A 15,899-nucleotide genomic window follows, 5' to 3' on the forward strand; every position below is an offset into this window, starting at 1 on the left:
GGAATCCATCGGTCCGTCCGTTCAGATCAGGTCGGCGAAGACGCGTTCGCGGCTCTGGAACACCAGCACGCCACCGAACAGCACCAGCACCCCGGCCGCCACCGAGCCGAGGATCTGCCACAGCGGCGGCATCGCCGTGCCCAGCATCGACCAGCGGAAGCACTCCAGCAGCCAGGACATCGGGTTCGCCAGGAACAACCAGTGGTATTTCCCGGGCACCGCGGACAGCGAGTAGGCGACCGGCGTGGCGTACAGGCCGATCTGCAACAGCCACGGCAGAACGTACGCCACATCGCGGTACTTGACCATGATGGCCGAGGCGGCCAGGCCGATCCCCAGACCGAGGCCCAGGACCATCAGGATCCAGAGGGGGACCAGGAGCATCGGCCACCCCGGGTCCACGCCATAGGTGATGAGCAGGACGATGCCGAGCACGAACGCGACGGCGAAGTCCAGGAGCACCGAGAAGAGCGTCGACAGCGGCACCAGCATCCGCGGGAAGAAGACCTTCGACACCAGCGCCTGATTGCCGATCACCGAGCTCGACGCCCGGCTGACGACGCCGCTGAAGAGGGTCCAGGCGAGCATGCTGATGAAGCTGAACAGGAAGTACGGCACGCCGTCGCTGGGGAGCTTGGCGACGTTGCCGAAGACGACCGTGAAGATGCCGGCCGACGCCAGCGGCTGCAGCAGCACCCAGGCGACCCCGACGGCCGTCTGGCGGTAGCGCAGCACGACATCGCGTTGACCGAACCGGTAGGCGACCTCGCGGGCCTCCCACAGCTCGCGCGGGTCGGGGAGGTTGAGCCGGCCCGGAGGGGTGATGACCGTACGGGTCACGCGTCGCTCCTCTCATAGCTGAAGTCCGACAGGACCAGTGCGCCGCCGATCGCCTCGTCGTTGAACGTCTCCGGGTAGGGCAGCTCGGGCAGCACGTCGAAGGTCGCGGCCGCCTCCCAGGCATCGAGGATGCCCATCGCACAGACGAAGACGTCGACCGTGTAGCGGCCCGGTCGCAACCACATCCCGGTGACGGTCAGTCGCACCCGCTGGTCCGTGCTCGGATCGAGCCAGGTCTCGACCAGCCGGGAGTCGCACTTGGTGAGGAGCACGCCGTTGGCGTCGTTGAGGTGGCAGGAGATGAAGTAGTCCCCGGTCATCGCCGGGTTGGCCGGGATGTCGATCTCGATGATCTTGTCCTCGGCGGAGGTGAAGGACGCCTCGGAGACCCGTACGTCGGCGGCGCGCAATTCGCCGGTGCCGGGCCGCCGGTGGGCGACGCGGGTCGACTCGGCGAAGGACTCGAAGCTGTCGCGGTAGAGCTGCAGGGCGCCGTCCACCGGGCCGTTGTGGACGAGCTTGCCGGCGTCGAGGTAGAGGGCGCTGGTGCACAGCGCGGTCACCGTGGCCATCTGATGGCTGACGTAGAGGACGGTCCGACCGTCCTTGGCCACATCGCGCATCTTCGCCAGGGACTTGTTCTTGAACTCGGCGTCGCCGACCGCGAGCACCTCGTCGATGGCCAGGATCTCGGTCTCCAGGTGTGCCGCGACGGAGAAGGCGAGGCGTACGTACATGCCGGAGGAATAGCGCTTGACCGGGGTGTCGAGGAACTTGGCCACTCCGGAGAACTCGACGATGTCGTCGAAGCGCCGACGGATCTCCTGGCGTCGCATGCCGAGCAGGGTGCCGTTGAGGTAGATGTTCTCCCGACCGGTGAGCTCGGGGTGGAAGCCGGTGCCGACCTCGAGCAGGCTGCCCACCCGGCCGCCCAGCTCGATCCGCCCGGTGGTCGGGGCGGTGATCCGGGTGAGGATCTTCAGCAGAGTCGACTTGCCGGCGCCGTTGCGGCCGATGATCCCGACGGCCTCACCGAACGGCACCGCGAAATCGATGTCGGACAGCGCCTCGAAGACCTCGTACTCCTCGCGACGGAGCGGATGCCTGAGGCGTTCGACGATGGCTTCGGTGGCCCGGGTGGGGCGGTGACCGGATCGGCTGATGCGATAGGCCTTGGACAGGCCGGAAACCGCGATCGCTGTGGTCGAGTCCACTCATCCCCCACTGAAACTGGTCGTCCACTTCATTCCCCGGAACCCTAACATCGGGGCCCGGACCTCGGCGCGAGCCTCGATGCCGATACCGGAGCGGTCCAGCGACACGGTCGAGACCTTCTCCCCCCGGGGTCATCAGGGGTCCCGCCGGGCCGGAAGCCGACGGCCCAACCAGCTCAGCGGTGCCGTCGGAGCCACCCGGAAGGCCCACGCCAGCTCCCCGACCGCCCCGAGCGGACGCCGTGACCTGAGCGCCGTCCCCGCGGCCCGCGCGGCGCTCCAGAAGGCGAATCGCCCGTTGGCCGCCCGACCCACCCGCAGGTCCGCCACCAGGTCGTCGCGACCGGCCCTGATCGCGGCCGCACGGTGCATCCGGAGGATGCCGTCGATGCACGCCACCAATTCGCGATGCCGGCGGGTCACGTTGCCGGGATGAGTCCGGTAGTCGCGGACCAGGCCCGGGACGTACGCCACCGGTCCTCGGCCGGCCAGCCGCAGGACGAGGTCCAGGTCCGCGGCGAGCCGGAACAACGGGTTCATCCCGCCGGCACCGATGTAGCTGTCGCGGCGGAAGACCATCGAGCCGGCGATGATGCTGACCTCCCGACGGTGCAGCGCGTGGACGTCCGTCGGTCCCGAGCGGTCGACGGCCAGCTCACGGCCCGCGACGTCGATGGAGCGTACGTCGCCGTAGGTCAGCATCACGTCGGGCCGGGCGGCGTGCGCCCGGACATGACGCTCGACCCAGTCACTCGGGTAGCGATCGTCATCGTCGAAGAAGCCCACCAGGTGGCCCCGGGCGTGATCGACCCCGGCATTCCGCGCCGACGACACCCCGGCGGCTTCCCGCCGGATCACCACGAGGTCGGGATAGCGCGCCAGGACCGCGCCGAGACCGACGCGGTCCGGACAGCCGTCATCGACGACGATGATCTCCATGTCGCCGAAGGACTGCCCGGCCATGCTGTCGAGCGCTTCGGCCAGGAACGGGGAGACCCGATTGGTCGCCAGGATCATCGACACCACCGGCCGCCGGTCCGACCGTCTCTGTCCCGACTCCGACTCCGACTCCGACTCCGACGACTGTTCGCCCATCAGCCCACCCCTTCCAGCGCCCGCTCGAGCTCAGCCGCAGCGGCACCCCAGTCATGTACGTGGGCGTACGCGGCGCAGGCCGCCGCTGTCCGCCGGCGAAGGTCACCGTCGTCGGCCAGCGCCTCGAGCGCCGCCGCCAGCTCGTCGGCATCCCCCGGCCGGACCATCATCCCCACACCGCGCAGGGTCTCCGGGATCCCACCGATCTCCGAGCCGATCACCGCGGCCCCCGCGGCCATCCCCTCCAGCACGGTCAGCGGGCAGGGATCCGGCCAGCGGGACGGGACCACCACCACGTCGGCGCTCTGCAGCAGCCGCGGCACCTCGGCGCGCGGAACGAACGGGCGCACCTCGGCGCGGTCGCCCAGCCGCGCCACCGTGGCCCGTACGTCGCGCTCATAGGGCGTCAGCCGGTCCTCGGCGCTGAAGCCGCTGGAGCCCACCAGGGTCAGCCGGATGTCGGGGCGGTCGAGACATTCGACGGCCCGGGCCAGTACATCCGGGCCCTTCTCCGGGATCATCCGCCCGAGGAAGACCACCGTCAGCGGTCCCGACCCGTCGCCCGGGGTGCGGTCGTCCTGAGCGGCGTCACGGCGGAAGGCGGCGGTATCGACGCCGTTGTGCACGACCCGGATCCGCTCGCGCAGATGGCGGGGCAACCGCGGGGCCAGCTGATCGGCCAGGGCATCACTGACCGCGATGATCGCCGCGACCCGCTCGAGGACCCGGCCCGACTCCCAGGTCCGGTAGCTGCGCAACAGGTGATTGTGGGCGTAGAGCACCGGTAGGTGCCGATCCCGGTCGACCAGCGGCACCAGCTGTGGGGCGTTGTGGGCGAAGATGATCGACGGCTCCCAGGTGTTCTGCTCACGCACGGCGGCGGTCAGGTCATGGCGGGCGGCCGGTCGCGGGAGGCCGAGCAATCCCAGGCCGGCGTCCAGGTACCTCCGGGCCCGGGCACCACGGATCGGGAGCTCGGGTGCCCGGTCGTACTCGAGGATGTCGGCGCTGTCGTACCGGTCCGGGTAGGTGTCGCGACGTACCACGACCGCCGGGCGGGGCTCCCCCGGCGGAGTGCCGCCGCACAACCCGTGCACCACTGTCGGGATGGCACTGCCGGTGCGCGGTGAGAAGTGGTCACCCGGCGTGATCACGTGGACGTGTCGTGGCCGGCTCATCCGATCCCACCTCGGTCGGGCCCCACCAGGCGGTCCAGCACGGCCCGCATCCGCATCACCCGGTCCTGCCAGTCGTCGGTCTCGCCGCGGACCTCGTTGCCGGTCTCGCCGCCGACTCCGACGGGGAACGCCGTGGTGGCCGGTACAGCGCCGGCCACCACCGCCGGGAAGTCGTCGGAGCCGGCCACGACCACCCGGGGGTCGTCACTGTCCCGGAAGCCGGCGACCGGGGTACTGACCACCGGGCGGCCCACCGCCCGGTACTCGTAGAGCTTGATCGGGTCCAGGCTCTCGGTGAACGGGGTGACGACGTGCGGGACGACGAGCACGTCGGCGTGCTGCAGGTAGCCCGGCACCGCCGAGCGGTCCTTGGCGCCCAGCAGGACCACCCCGGCCCCGACGAGCCGGGCCCGATCGGCGGACCCGAGCGGAGCAGGCCCGACCAGCACAAGGTGACCACGACCGGCCAGGGCACGCGCGGTGGCCACACACAGGTCGAGATCCATCCGGTCGCGATGGACGGTGCCGACGTAGACCGCCACCGGTCCGGTGGGCAGGTCGGCGGGCCGCGGCCGGGGCCGGCGGTAGTCGGCCACCTCGACGGCGTTCGGGATCAGCGTCACCCGCCGGCTCGCTCCCTTCGTCGTCTGCAGGCCCCGACTGCACACCACGACCTCGGCACAGCGTTCCAGCAACAGCGCCTCGTCGCGCACCAGCCGGGCGTGCTCGGCGGGCGTACGGTCCGCCTCCAGCCAGTCGTCGGTGATGTCGTACAACGCGGGCCAGCCGGTCAGCGCCAGGACGGCGGCACCGCCCGGGTCGTTGACCCACAGCAGCGGACCGGTGAAGCCCGATCGGGCCGCGGCCCGGCGGACCCCCGTCGCAAGGCGCCGGTCGGCGGCCCGGTCCCACCGCCGGGGCAACAGCTTGGTCGGTCGGCAGGCCCGCAGCCGGCCCTCCGCCACCCCGTCGAGCGACACGGTCCGCAGCCCGCTGCCCCGGCGCGGCCGGCGGCCGGAGACGAGGTCGTGCAGCGGATCGGCGGCCGGCTCGACGAACAGCACCCGCAGACCGGGGTCGGCCCGCAGCAGCCCCGCCACCAGGTGCTGGTTGCGCCGCCACACCCGGTCCCAGGGTTCCAGGGAGAGCACCACCAGGTCCGTCGCCGGCCTTCCTGTCTCCGGGGCCCCGGACATCCGGCCCCCCGGCATGCGCCCCCTCGGCTTCCGGCCCCCGGACACCGGCCCCCCGGACATCGCCCCCGTGGTCACGACAGCACCGCCCGGTAGACGGCGTCGACGCCCGCGACCTGGGCCTCGACGGTGAACCGGGTGGACTGGATCTGCGCCAGCTCGGCCCCGTACGCCACCCGACGCTCGTCGTCGACCGCCAGGCACCGGACCAGATCGGCCCCGGCGGACAGGTCCCCCACGGGGTAGAGGGCCCCGGCGGTCGCCGCACCGACGGTCTCCAGATGGCCGCCCGCCGCGCAGGCCACCACCGGCAGCCCGACGGCCATCGCCTCCACCACGGTGAGACCGAGCCCTTCGATGTCGCACGGTGCGATCAGCAGGCCGGCCGTCCGCATCAGCTCCGGCACGTCGCGCCGATGGCCGAGGAAGTCGGTGGCGGCGGCGACCCCCCAGCGGCGGGCCGTGTCACCGAGGTGCGCCCGCCGGGCCCCGTCGCCGGCGATCGCCAGCCGCCAGCCGCGCTGCAGCAGACCGGAGCGGGCGAAGATCTCGATCGCGTCCTGGGTCCGCTTCTCCGCCTCGAGTCGCTGCGCCACCAGGACGGTCCGGGTCCGCTCCGAGGCCGGCACCACCGGCGCGGCGGGCAGTCCGGGAGGCACCACCACGCTGTCCCCCTCGACCGCGGCGGCGACGTACTCACTGATCGCGATCTGCGCCGCGATCCGTCGGGCGACGAGGGTGGCCGCCAGCCGGCCGCGTCGGGTCGCCCCCCGGTGTGCGGCGAAGTGCCGGGTGGTCACCACCGGGCGGGGCCAGGCCCGGACCGCCGCCACGGCGGCGGCCGCGGCGGCGGTCATGTGCCCGGGGAGGATGTCGCTGTGACGGTAGGCGTCGAGCCCCCGGACCACCTCGGACGCCGTGGCGGCCGGCCGCTGCCGTACGTCGGCGCCGGCCATCGCCTGGCGCATCGCCTCGGGGTCACCGCCGATCACCGCGACCCGGTGCCCGGCCCGGGCCTGGCCGACCGCCAGCCGGGCGATGTGGCTCTCCACCCCGGCGAACCCGTCGGAACGTACGGCGTGCACGATCCGCATCGTCATCCGGCACCGGATCGCAGGGTCTCGGCCAGGTCGAGGTAGCGGGCGGCCACCGCGTCCCAGGACCAGCGCTCGGCGGTCGCCCGGGCGGCGTCCCGCCAGGGGGCGAGCGGTGCCGCCTCGAGCCGGCGCAGGGCCGCGGCCAACGACGCCGCGTCCCGGTCGATCAGCAGCCCGTTGTGGCCGTCGAGGAGGTCGGGGGCGAACCCGACCCGGGTGGCGATCACCGGCAGACCGCAGGCCAGTGCCTCCAGCACCACGAGAGCGTTCGCCTCGTACGCGCTGGCCAGCACGAAGACGTCACCGGCCTGGATCCACGGCACCGGATCGTCCTGGCGCCCGGCGAAGTGCACCCGATCAGCGATGCCGAGGTCCTCGGCCCGGTGCCGGGCCGCCGCGATCATCGCCGGGGTCCCGCCGACCACGACCAGATCGGTCCCGGACCGGTCGGCGAGCGCCGCCAGTGTGAGCGGGAGCCCCTTGCGGTCGAACTCGTGCCCGACGAACACGGCGAGCATCCGATCGGTGGGCAGCCCGAGCCGGGCCCGCAGCGCGTCGCGCTCGGCGGGCCCGACCGGTCGGAACCGCCGGGTGTCGACCCCGTTGGGGATGACCACCGTGGCCGGGCGCAGCCGCGGATAGGTCTGTTCGAGAAGCCGGCGCTCCCCCTCGGTGAGGTTGACCACCACCCGGTGGACGCCGCTGCGGTAGCGCAGGATGTCGCGGGCCGAGGTGAACAGGTGCAGCGGGTTGCGCACCATCCGCCAGGCGAACTGCCCGCGGGCCTTCATCGCCGCCCGGACGATGCCGTGGTTGACGTACACCTCACCGGCCAGCACATCGTTGTGGCAGATCGCGACGGCGTCGGGGCGCTGGGCCAGGAAGCGGCGGGCCCGGGCCGTGCCGACGGTGGAGAACCAGACGGTGCGCAGGGCCCGGACCACGGTCCGGCCGAGCTGCCCCTCGGGCAACGCCAGCCAGCCGGCGCCGGCCTCGTCGAGGGTGAACCGTTCGGTGGGGACGCCGCGGCGATCGAACGCCTGCTCCAGGGCGTACGCCACGCCCTCCACCCCGCTGCCGGCCCGCACCTCGGGCACGATCTGGACGATCCTCATCAGCTCCCCGATCCGACCGGCGCCCCGCGCCCCGCTCGGGCCGGTGCACCGACGTCCCCGACCCCGGTCGCACCGGCCACGGTCGCGTCGGCCCCGGTCGCACCGGCGAGGGCCCGAGTGGCGGCACCGGCGTCGGCCCGGTCGCGGGCCAGGGCCAGCGCGCCCAGGCAGACCCCGATGATCACGAAGGGGATCGGGGTCTGCACCGAGATCCAGAACAGGTCGAGCTGGGCCTGCGCCAGCCGGGACAACAGGATGGCGACCGCGAGGGTGCCGTACGCCGGGTCGACCCCCCACAGGATGCCCAGGGCGCCGATCATCAGGGCGAGGAACGCGATCAGTCCGATGATCCCGGCCGTGGCCAGCAGCTCCAGCTCGGCGTTGGGCGGCTGGAACCCGGGCTCACCGGGCCGGTACCAGTACCGCAGCCCGTGCCCGACCCACGGCGACGCCCGCCAGTAGGTGACGGTTTCCTGGAACCAGGTGACCCGCTGGAAGATCGAGTTGTGGATGTTGCCGGTGGCGATCTGGTCCCGCACCGTGGTGGCGACCACCACGAGGGCCGGGATCACCAGCACCACGATGAGCTTGGACCGGCGGCGATGGGCGTCACCGCGCAGCGCGACGACGAGGAGGGCGACGGCCAGTCCGACCAGGGCCTGGCGGGACTGGGTCATCGCCAGCGCGGCGACCAGCACAGTGAACGCCGTCAGCGCCCAGCCCTTCCGCCAGCCCATCCACAGCGGCCGCGTGTAGGCGATGACGGCGGCGAACCCCAGCACCGTGCCGAGGAAGTTCTTGTGCATGCCGTACGGCCAGGACACGAAGACCGCCCCGAAGTTCCCGTGGGCGTACTGCAGTGCCCCCTGGGCGATGGTGAGGCCGGCCAGGCCGAGCGCGGCCAGCAGGAACAGGGTCAGCCCGGCCCGGGCGTGCCCGCTGCGCCCGACCGTCCAGCCGACGATCAGCGCACCGGCGACCAGGACCCAGGCATGGAACCACTCGATCACACCGGAGACGTACGGGTTCGCCACGACGGTGAACAGGGTGGCGAACTGGTAGACCCCCGACAGCCACAGCAGGTTGCGCAGCGGTGGGCTGAACGGGCGGGGCGCGAAGAACAGTGCCGTGATCGTCGCCACCCCCAGCGCGGCGTCCGACAGGGACAGGTCCAGCGTCCCGCCCCCCACCCGGTGGACCACCAGCAACACCGGCATGGCGATCAGCGGAATCGTCGCCGGGTCCGCCACGGTGACGCCGAGGGCGAGCACCACCCCCACGGCACCGATCGCGATCAGCGGCCGGCCCGGCACGAGGTGTCCGATCCCCAGCGCCAGCCCGACGGCCAGCAGGGTGCCCACCAGCCAGGTGAAGCGCCGTCCGAGCCGGGTCGCCAGCAGCGCGCCCATCAGGCTCCCCTCCCCGTGGTGGCCTCGGCCCGGATCGGGCCACGGACGAACGTCCGGGCCCGCGCAGCGGCGGCCCGGCCCCGCCCGCCCGGCAGGACGACCGCCCGCAGCCCGGCACCGAGCACCTGCCCGACCCGGGCGGCCTGCCACCCGGGGGCACCGAAGTGCTTGCGCAGGTAGCGCTCCTGGGAGGCGAAGAAGTGTGCATCGCGCTGCGAGGGGTCGGTGCTGGTGGCGGCACCGAGGTGCTCGACCGTCACGGTGGTCACCTCAGCATGGTGCCAGCCGAGCAGGTGGGCGCGGTAGGCCCAGTCGGTCTCCTCGGCGTAGAGGAAGAAGCGCTCGTCGAAGCTCCCGACCTGGGCCAGCGCCTCGGCCCGCAGCAGCAGCACCGACCCGATCACATAGCGGTCCGGCCCCGCCCACCGGCCCAGGCCGAGCGCCTCCAGCCAGCTGCCCCGCGGCGACGGGAACGGCCACGACACCCGGGCCGGCCGGCCGGCCCCGTCGACCTGGGACGGCCCGACACTGGCCAGGTCCGGGTCGGTGAGCAGGGCCGTGTGGAGGGTGTCGATGTCCTCGACCGACACCACGGCGTCCGGATTGAGCAGCAGCACATCGGCGTCCGGCAGCTGTCGGTGACGCAGCGCGAGGTTCACCCCGGCGGCGAAACCTCCGTTGTGACCGGCGTCGACATAGTGGCAGCCCAGCTCGGCACAGAGCTGCCGGATCTCGGGCAGCGAGGAGTTGTCCACCACGGTGACCGGCAGGGCACCGGCGATCGGGGTGAGGGCCCGGCGGACCAGATCGGCGGACCGGTAGGCGACCAGCACCACCTCCACGCCGCGGCGCTCGTTCGGACCGCGGGTCTGGTCCGGGCCATGGGGCTCGTCCACATGAGGCTCGTCCACCCGGCGAGCATCGCCATCCTGACCGTCCCGGTCGGCGGGGCGATGCAGCATGCTGCGATAGAGGGCGAGGAAGTCCTCGGCGACCCGCTCCCACGACGTCGCGGCGGCACGTCCCAGGCCCCGCGCCCGCAGGTCGGCGGCCAGCTGCGGGTCGCTCCCGACCCGCACCAGCGCCGCCCGGAGTGCGACCGGGTCGCCGGGCGCGACGAGCAGTCCGGCACCACCGACCACCTCGGGCAGGGCTCCGGTGTCGCTGGCCACGACCGGGGTGCCGCAGGCCATCGCCTCGACCGCGACCCGGCCGTACTGCTCGACCCACGAGGCAGTGGTCAGCGAGGGCACGGCCAGCACGTCGAGGCCCCGATAGAGGGTGGGCAACTCGGCCTGGTCGACCGGCCCGACGAACTCGACCCGATCGCGCAGGCCACCGGCCGCGACCCGCAGGCGCAGCGTCTCCGCCTCCGGACCGGCGCCCGCGATCCGCAGGCGCAGCCGGGGCTCGCCGGCCACGGCCTCGAGCAGCACGTCGATCCCCTTGTGGGGGGCCAGTCGGCCGACATAGCCGACGACGACGTCTGCGGCACCGTCACCGGTCGGCGCCGCGTGGCCGGTCGGTACCGCGTGGCCGGTCGGGAGGCCACCACTGGTGGAGCCGGGGGTGAAGTGGTCAGGGTCCAGCCCGAGCGGGATCACCCGGGCAGCGCCCGGGAAGCCCTTGTCCTGGCAGATCCGTGCGGCGTCGGCGTTGCACGTCTGCAGGCCGGCCGCATGCCGCAGAGCGTGCCGTTCCAGGTGCCGGAACGGGATCGGGTACCGCTTGCGGATGTTCTGCGCCGAGTACAGGGCATACGGCATCCGCCGGCCCCGCAGGGCCCGTAGCAGCAGGATCTCCGCGGTGGCCAGGGCGAAGGGCTCCTCATGGAGGTCGAGGATGTCCCAGTCCTCCCCGAGAGCCCGCCAGATCGGTCGGGGGTCGTAGAGGAAGAGGGCGGGATGGCGGCCGATCGTCGCCGCGGCACGGACCTGCTCGTCCGGCCGGGCTCGCAGCTCGACGACCTGGCCGCCCTCGTCCCAGCGTCGCGCGGTGAGCGTGGTGACCTCGACGCCGGCTCGTGCCAGTGCGCGTTCCCGTTCCCGCCAGGCGTCGACGACAGCGCTGTGGAAGACGCGTAGGACCCGCACGGCCGACCCCCCTCCGGTCGAGAAGACTGCAGCCACACCCTAACCGACCCGGCTCACCCCTCGGACTCTGCTCGTGCTGTGTGAAAATGATCCCGGCAGGCCCACCGAATCGACCGATGACTGGAGAGCAACCGTGCAGTTCCGAGAGTTCCTGGCCATCCTCGGCTCGCGTTGGAAGACCGTGCTGGTCAGCGTGCTCCTGGTGCTCGCGGCGACCGTGGTGACGACGCTGCGGATCACCCCGACGTACGAGACGACCGCCCAGGTGTTCTTCTCCGCAGAGGCGCCCAGGACGGCCAACAACACCGGCAACGGTTACGTGCTGACGACCAACGATCTCGGCACCTACCAGCAGCTGATCAGCTCCCCCGTCGTGATGGACCCGCTGCGGCAGCAGCTGAAGCTCCCTGCAGGGACGCCGCTGACGATCAGCGCCAAGGTCGCCGAGGGCTCGCCGATGCTCGACATCACGGCGCGATCGTCCTCGGCCCAGATGGCCGCCGACGCCGCGAACGCCGCCGGGCCGCAACTGGCGTCCATCGGCAAGGACTTCGCCCCGCTGCTCAACAGTGCGGGGCAGAACGTCAAGGCGACGACCATCTCGGCTGCCGCTGTGCCGACCAGGCCGGTCGCCCCCAACCTGGTGCAGAACGTCGTACTCGGGCTGTTGGCCGGCCTGGCCCTGGGCATCGGCCTGGCGCTGCTGCGCCACTTCCTCGACACCCGGGTCCGGTCGGAGGGCGATCTGCGCGCCATCTCCGACCGGCCTCTCCTGGGCAAGTTGCGCCAACTGTCGAAGGGCACCGCCAACGCGGTCGTGATGAACAGCGACCCGCACGGGGTGGCGGCCGAGGAGTACCGCCGGCTGCGGACGAACCTCCAGTTCGCCGATGTCACCACCGGTGGCAAGCACTCGTTCGTGATCTCGTCGGTGATGCCGGGCGAGGGCAAGACCACCACCGCGGTGAACCTGGCCATCGCGCTGGCCGATTCCGGGGCGCGGGTGCTGCTGGTCGACGGCGACCTGCGCAACCCGTCCGTCGCTGCCGCGATGGGGCTGGAGGGCAACGTCGGTCTCACCACCGTGCTGCTCGGCCGGGCGACCGTCGGTGAGGCCGCACAGAAGTGGGGGGACTCGACCCTCTATGTGCTGCCCTCCGGCGCCATCCCACCGAACCCGAGCGAGCTCCTCGGCTCCAGGGCGACCGAGACCCTCTTCGAGCAGCTGCTCGCCGCCTACGACTATGTCCTGGTGGACAGCCCCCCGGTGCTGCCCGTCATCGACCCGGTGCTGATCGACCGGCTGGTCGGCGGCATGCTGATGGTGGTCAGCGTCAACACCACCCTGAAGCGGGACCTCGCCCAGGCGGTGAAGCAGCTGAAGACGGTCGACGCCAAGGTGGCCGGTTTCGCGCTCAACCGGATGCCGAACGACGACTCCTCCAGCCGCTACGGCGGCTACTACGCGTACGGCCGCGGGCGCAAGGACAAGCGCAAGCATGCGGCCGTCGCCTCGCGGCACGGCAGTCTGGACGAGGCGGTGCCGGTCACCTCCGCCGCGATCCTCGACTCTCCCGCCCAGGAGGACTCCCGCGACGAGATCACGGTGCGTACGCACCGCCGCACCGCCGCACCGCCGGCAGCGGCCGCTCACACCCCCTACGGGCGGCCCTCCGCGGCGACGCGCCGCGAGGATCCCGTGGACTTCGCGGGTCCCACCTCGCCGGCGGCACCCACGTCCCAGGCCACCCCGATGGCCGCGCCTACCACTGAGGAGCGAGGGGAGCGGGACACCGCCGGGTCGCTGCCGCACGGACGTCGCTTCGCCGAATAGCCCGTCCCTCGCCCCGGGTGCCGAGCAGCTCGCCCTCGCTCGGGTGGCCAACGACCCAGCCTCTGTCCGGGCGAACGCCCGCGTCGCCGTACGACCTGCGTACGACCCGCGGATGACCCGGGTCAGCGCCGGGCCACCAGGCCGTCGGCGAGCAACCCGCTGACGAAACCCTCCACCGCGGACCGGATGTCGATCAGTTCCGCCTCGAAGGTCAGCGCCACCCGCTCGACCACCGAGTCCGGGGTGCCGGTGAAGACGGCCACCCAGATCTCCGCCGCGCTGCCGGTGAGGATCCGGATCGGCCCTTCGGGGACCGGAGCGACGTAGATGACACCGTCGACGTCCACCGCGCCGACGCCGACCGGCAGCCGATAGCCCCCTGCACCTGATCCTGTCTCCTCCGCCGCGCGCTGCTCCCGCTGCGGGCTCGCAGGGACCGCTCCGGGCCGATCCGGCTGCGCAGACCCTGTGGTGGTGGTCCTGTCGGCGCCGATCCCGTCGGCATCGGTCAGGTCGGCGCCGATCCCCTCAGGGCCGGTCGCGCCGCGGACGGCGTCTGTGGGGACGGTGGCGGTCGCGCCGCGGTGGCGCGCCGGGGCCAGGAGCTGTTCGTGGACCCCGCGGACCGGTCGCCTGAAGAACTCGAGGGCGATCTCCCGGCGGGTCGGTCGTCGCCCCAGCAGCACCGCCAGGTGTTCGACGTTCACCAGTGGGGCGATCAGGATGAGGTGCAGCCGGTCGCGCCAGGTGGGGGCCGCGACGATCCGGGCCCGCCACTCCTCCAGCCGGGTGCCGCCTTCCGACATCACCCTCCAGAGGGCATATTCGCGTTGCGCGTGGAACTCCTCCAGATGCCCTGTTCCTGCCGCGAAGGCCAGCTGGGCCCCGAGCCGGCGGACCAGAGCCTCGACAGCCGCCCGCTGTGCCCCGTCGGCCCTCCCCCATGAGGTCAGGACGTCCGGGGCGATGGCACCGGCGGTGGCCGTACGGCCGGCGTTGAGGACGAGGATCACCGTCTGCGCCACGGTGTCGGGGACGAGGCAGGCGATGCCGCCGATGTCGGCCGTCCGACGGCCCGACCACAACAGCTCGAAGGCTTCCCCCGGATCGACGCCGATGCCGGGGAACATCCGGTGCACATCCACGTAGCCCCAGCAGGTGTGGTGCAGGGTCGCCGCATGGCCGAACGAGGAGCCGGCGCGGAACCCGATCACCCGTGTCCAGCCGGCGGCGACCAGAGCGTGCAGGAAGTCGCGCACCTGAGCGGGCCGGACCAGCACGTCGACATCGGTGCCGATGCGTCCCTCCTCGGTGAGCGTCGGATCGATCGCGTAGCCCTTGATGTGCAGCAGGTCCGTACCGGACAGCTCGGCCACCCGTTGGACGGCCGCGTGACCGAGCTGGACGACGGCCGCCAACGGCGGCTCCGGGTGCAGGTCGGTCATGGTGGCAGCCTATCCGCGGCCGGGCAGCCGTCGGCCGCCTCCGTACGGGTCGGACCGCCGGCCCGACCCGGGGTAGGCTGCCCGCATGCCCGCCGCGTCACCCCCGCCTCCTGCGGACCTCCGGGAGGGGATCCCGGCCGCTTCGATGACCGTGCACGGGCTGGCCTGCACCACCTCCCTGACGCTGCGCGGATCGCGTTCCGCCGAGCTCCGGGACGCGCTGGCGCGGGCCTGGTCCCGCTGCCTGGCACCGACCGACGCTGCACCGACCACCCCGACGCCCGGTCTGCGGCTCGTCCTCGAGGATCCGTCGACCGTCGAGGGTCACGAGCACCCGGCGGGCGAGGACCCCACCCCCGAGAATCCGGCGGGCGACAGCGCCCCGGACCCGGAGACCTCGGTGGCCGCGACCCGACTCGACGCCCTGCTCCAGCAGACCACCCAGGCCGTCACCCGGACCTTCATCACCGCCCAGACCGGTCGACTGTTGATGCTGCACGCGGGCGCGTGCGCCGATCCGGAGTCCGGCGCCGCCGTGGTGTACGTGGCCCCCGGGGGCACTGGTAAGACCACTCTGTCGCGTGTCCTCGGCCGGTCCCTGGGGTACCTCACCGACGAGACGGTGGGGATCACGGCCACCGGCCGGATCCTGCCGTACCCCAAGCCGCTGTCGATCCGGACCAACGGGTGGGCCGGGCCCAAGACCGAGACATCACCGGACGAGTTGCAGCTGGTGGCTGCGCCGTCGGCCCCGTGGTTGCGGCGCATCGTGCTGCTGGATCGCACCGATGACCACGCCGGCCCCCCGCGCTGCACCGAGCTCGAGGTGGCCGACGCCATCATCGCGCTGGCACCGGAGACATCCGCGCTGAGCAGCCTCGAGCGTCCCCTGCACCTGCTGGCCGACCTGATCGCCGCGGCCGGGCCGGTGCTGCGCTGCACCTACCGGGAGGCCGAGGACCTCGCCCCGCTCCTCACCGCCCTGGTGGCGGCGGCATGACACCGACCGAGCCGTCCGACGTCCGGGCCGGCGTGGAGCCGATGGATGTCCTGGTCAGTGTCGAACCGGTGGACGTGCTCGAGCTGGATGACGGGGCGCTGCTGTTGTTCGAGCGGACCGTGGTGCGGCTCAGCGAGCTCGGCCGCACCGTCGTCGACCTGTGCCGGCAGCCGCACAGCGAGGCGGAGATCGCCGGACATCTGGTCGACATCTTCGGCACGCCTCCGGACGGGGACCTGGCGGAGGCGACCGCGTGCGTCATCCGGGACCTGCTCTCCGACGGGGTGCTGCGCCGTCTCCCTCCCACCGGCTGGGTCCCCCGCGCCGGCTGAGTCCCTCCGACCGGCGCGCCGGGCCGCCCTGTTAGGCTGCCGCACCGGGACAGT

General features: G+C 72.6%; 13 protein-coding genes. 3 read left to right on the forward strand and 10 right to left on the reverse strand.

Going from position 1 to position 15,899, the window contains the following annotated elements:
- Positions 1-21: 21 nt before the first annotated feature.
- The 9 genes from VB059_RS03760 to VB059_RS03800 form a co-directional block, all read right to left on the reverse strand.
- On the reverse strand, positions 22-840 hold the full coding sequence (locus tag VB059_RS03760; protein ID WP_323420691.1) for an ABC transporter permease: 819 nt from the start codon (positions 838-840) through the stop codon (positions 22-24).
- Positions 837-2,054, reverse strand: a complete 1,218-nt coding sequence (locus tag VB059_RS03765; RefSeq protein WP_323420692.1) for an ABC transporter ATP-binding protein — start codon at positions 2,052-2,054, stop codon at positions 837-839. Before VB059_RS03765 ends, VB059_RS03760 begins: the two co-directional genes overlap by 4 nt.
- Before the next feature lie 135 nt (positions 2,055-2,189).
- A complete protein-coding gene (locus VB059_RS03770) occupies positions 2,190-3,149 on the reverse strand; it encodes a glycosyltransferase family 2 protein (protein WP_323420693.1) in 960 nt (319 codons plus the stop codon).
- Positions 3,149-4,327, reverse strand: coding sequence for a glycosyltransferase family 4 protein (locus VB059_RS03775; RefSeq protein WP_323420694.1), 1,179 nt, complete (start codon positions 4,325-4,327; stop codon positions 3,149-3,151). The genes VB059_RS03770 and VB059_RS03775 overlap by 1 nt, the downstream gene beginning before the upstream one ends.
- Positions 4,324-5,478, reverse strand: a complete 1,155-nt coding sequence (locus VB059_RS03780; RefSeq protein WP_323420695.1) for a glycosyltransferase — start codon at positions 5,476-5,478, stop codon at positions 4,324-4,326. Before VB059_RS03780 ends, VB059_RS03775 begins: the two co-directional genes overlap by 4 nt.
- A gap of 116 nt (positions 5,479-5,594) precedes the next feature.
- Positions 5,595-6,620: a glycosyltransferase family 4 protein gene (locus VB059_RS03785; RefSeq protein ID WP_323420696.1), complete on the reverse strand. Its 1,026-nt coding sequence runs from the start codon at positions 6,618-6,620 to the stop codon at positions 5,595-5,597.
- Complete coding sequence (locus VB059_RS03790; protein WP_323420697.1) at positions 6,617-7,732, reverse strand: glycosyltransferase; 1,116 nt, start codon at positions 7,730-7,732, stop codon at positions 6,617-6,619. Before VB059_RS03790 ends, VB059_RS03785 begins: the two co-directional genes overlap by 4 nt.
- Complete coding sequence (locus tag VB059_RS03795; RefSeq protein ID WP_323420698.1) at positions 7,732-9,141, reverse strand: O-antigen ligase family protein; 1,410 nt, start codon at positions 9,139-9,141, stop codon at positions 7,732-7,734. Before VB059_RS03795 ends, VB059_RS03790 begins: the two co-directional genes overlap by 1 nt.
- Positions 9,141-11,234, reverse strand: a complete 2,094-nt coding sequence (locus tag VB059_RS03800) for a glycosyltransferase (protein WP_323420699.1) — start codon at positions 11,232-11,234, stop codon at positions 9,141-9,143. Before VB059_RS03800 ends, VB059_RS03795 begins: the two co-directional genes overlap by 1 nt.
- 133 nt (positions 11,235-11,367) lie before the next feature.
- On the opposite strand from VB059_RS03800, the gene VB059_RS03805 reads away from it, so the two are divergent.
- Positions 11,368-13,068: a polysaccharide biosynthesis tyrosine autokinase gene (locus VB059_RS03805; protein WP_323420700.1), complete on the forward strand. Its 1,701-nt coding sequence runs from the start codon at positions 11,368-11,370 to the stop codon at positions 13,066-13,068.
- 122 nt (positions 13,069-13,190) lie between these two features.
- On the opposite strand, the gene VB059_RS03810 is transcribed toward VB059_RS03805, so the two are convergent.
- Positions 13,191-14,513, reverse strand: coding sequence for a hypothetical protein (locus tag VB059_RS03810; protein ID WP_323420701.1), 1,323 nt, complete (start codon positions 14,511-14,513; stop codon positions 13,191-13,193).
- Between the two features lie 85 nt (positions 14,514-14,598).
- Here VB059_RS03810 and VB059_RS03815 point away from each other — a divergent pair, with 85 nt between their 5' ends.
- Positions 14,599-15,513 (forward strand): hypothetical protein, encoded by a 915-nt coding sequence (locus tag VB059_RS03815; RefSeq protein ID WP_323420702.1) that lies wholly within the window; start codon positions 14,599-14,601, stop codon positions 15,511-15,513.
- Positions 15,510-15,845 (forward strand): hypothetical protein, encoded by a 336-nt coding sequence (locus VB059_RS03820; protein ID WP_323420703.1) that lies wholly within the window; start codon positions 15,510-15,512, stop codon positions 15,843-15,845. Before VB059_RS03815 ends, VB059_RS03820 begins: the two co-directional genes overlap by 4 nt.
- The last annotated feature ends 54 nt before the right edge of the window (positions 15,846-15,899 follow it).

Source organism: Raineyella sp. (assembly GCF_034933565.1).
In the GTDB taxonomy this organism is placed as follows: domain Bacteria; phylum Actinomycetota; class Actinomycetes; order Propionibacteriales; family Propionibacteriaceae; genus Raineyella.

Bases quoted from the DNA above. Each gene is read 5' to 3' on its own strand.
- VB059_RS03770 (WP_323420693.1), bottom strand. From the start codon at position 3,149: ATGGGCGAACAGTCGTCGGAGTCGGAGTCGGAGTCGGAGTCGGGACAG.
- VB059_RS03775 (WP_323420694.1), bottom strand. From the start codon at position 4,327: ATGAGCCGGCCACGACACGTCCACGTGATCACGCCGGGTGACCACTTC.
- VB059_RS03785 (WP_323420696.1), bottom strand. From the start codon at position 6,620: ATGACGATGCGGATCGTGCACGCCGTACGTTCCGACGGGTTCGCCGGG.
- VB059_RS03790 (WP_323420697.1), bottom strand. From the start codon at position 7,732: ATGAGGATCGTCCAGATCGTGCCCGAGGTGCGGGCCGGCAGCGGGGTG.
- VB059_RS03795 (WP_323420698.1), bottom strand. From the start codon at position 9,141: ATGGGCGCGCTGCTGGCGACCCGGCTCGGACGGCGCTTCACCTGGCTG.
- VB059_RS03810 (WP_323420701.1), bottom strand. From the start codon at position 14,513: ATGACCGACCTGCACCCGGAGCCGCCGTTGGCGGCCGTCGTCCAGCTC.
- VB059_RS03815 (WP_323420702.1), top strand. From the start codon at position 14,599: ATGCCCGCCGCGTCACCCCCGCCTCCTGCGGACCTCCGGGAGGGGATC.
- VB059_RS03820 (WP_323420703.1), top strand. From the start codon at position 15,510: ATGACACCGACCGAGCCGTCCGACGTCCGGGCCGGCGTGGAGCCGATG.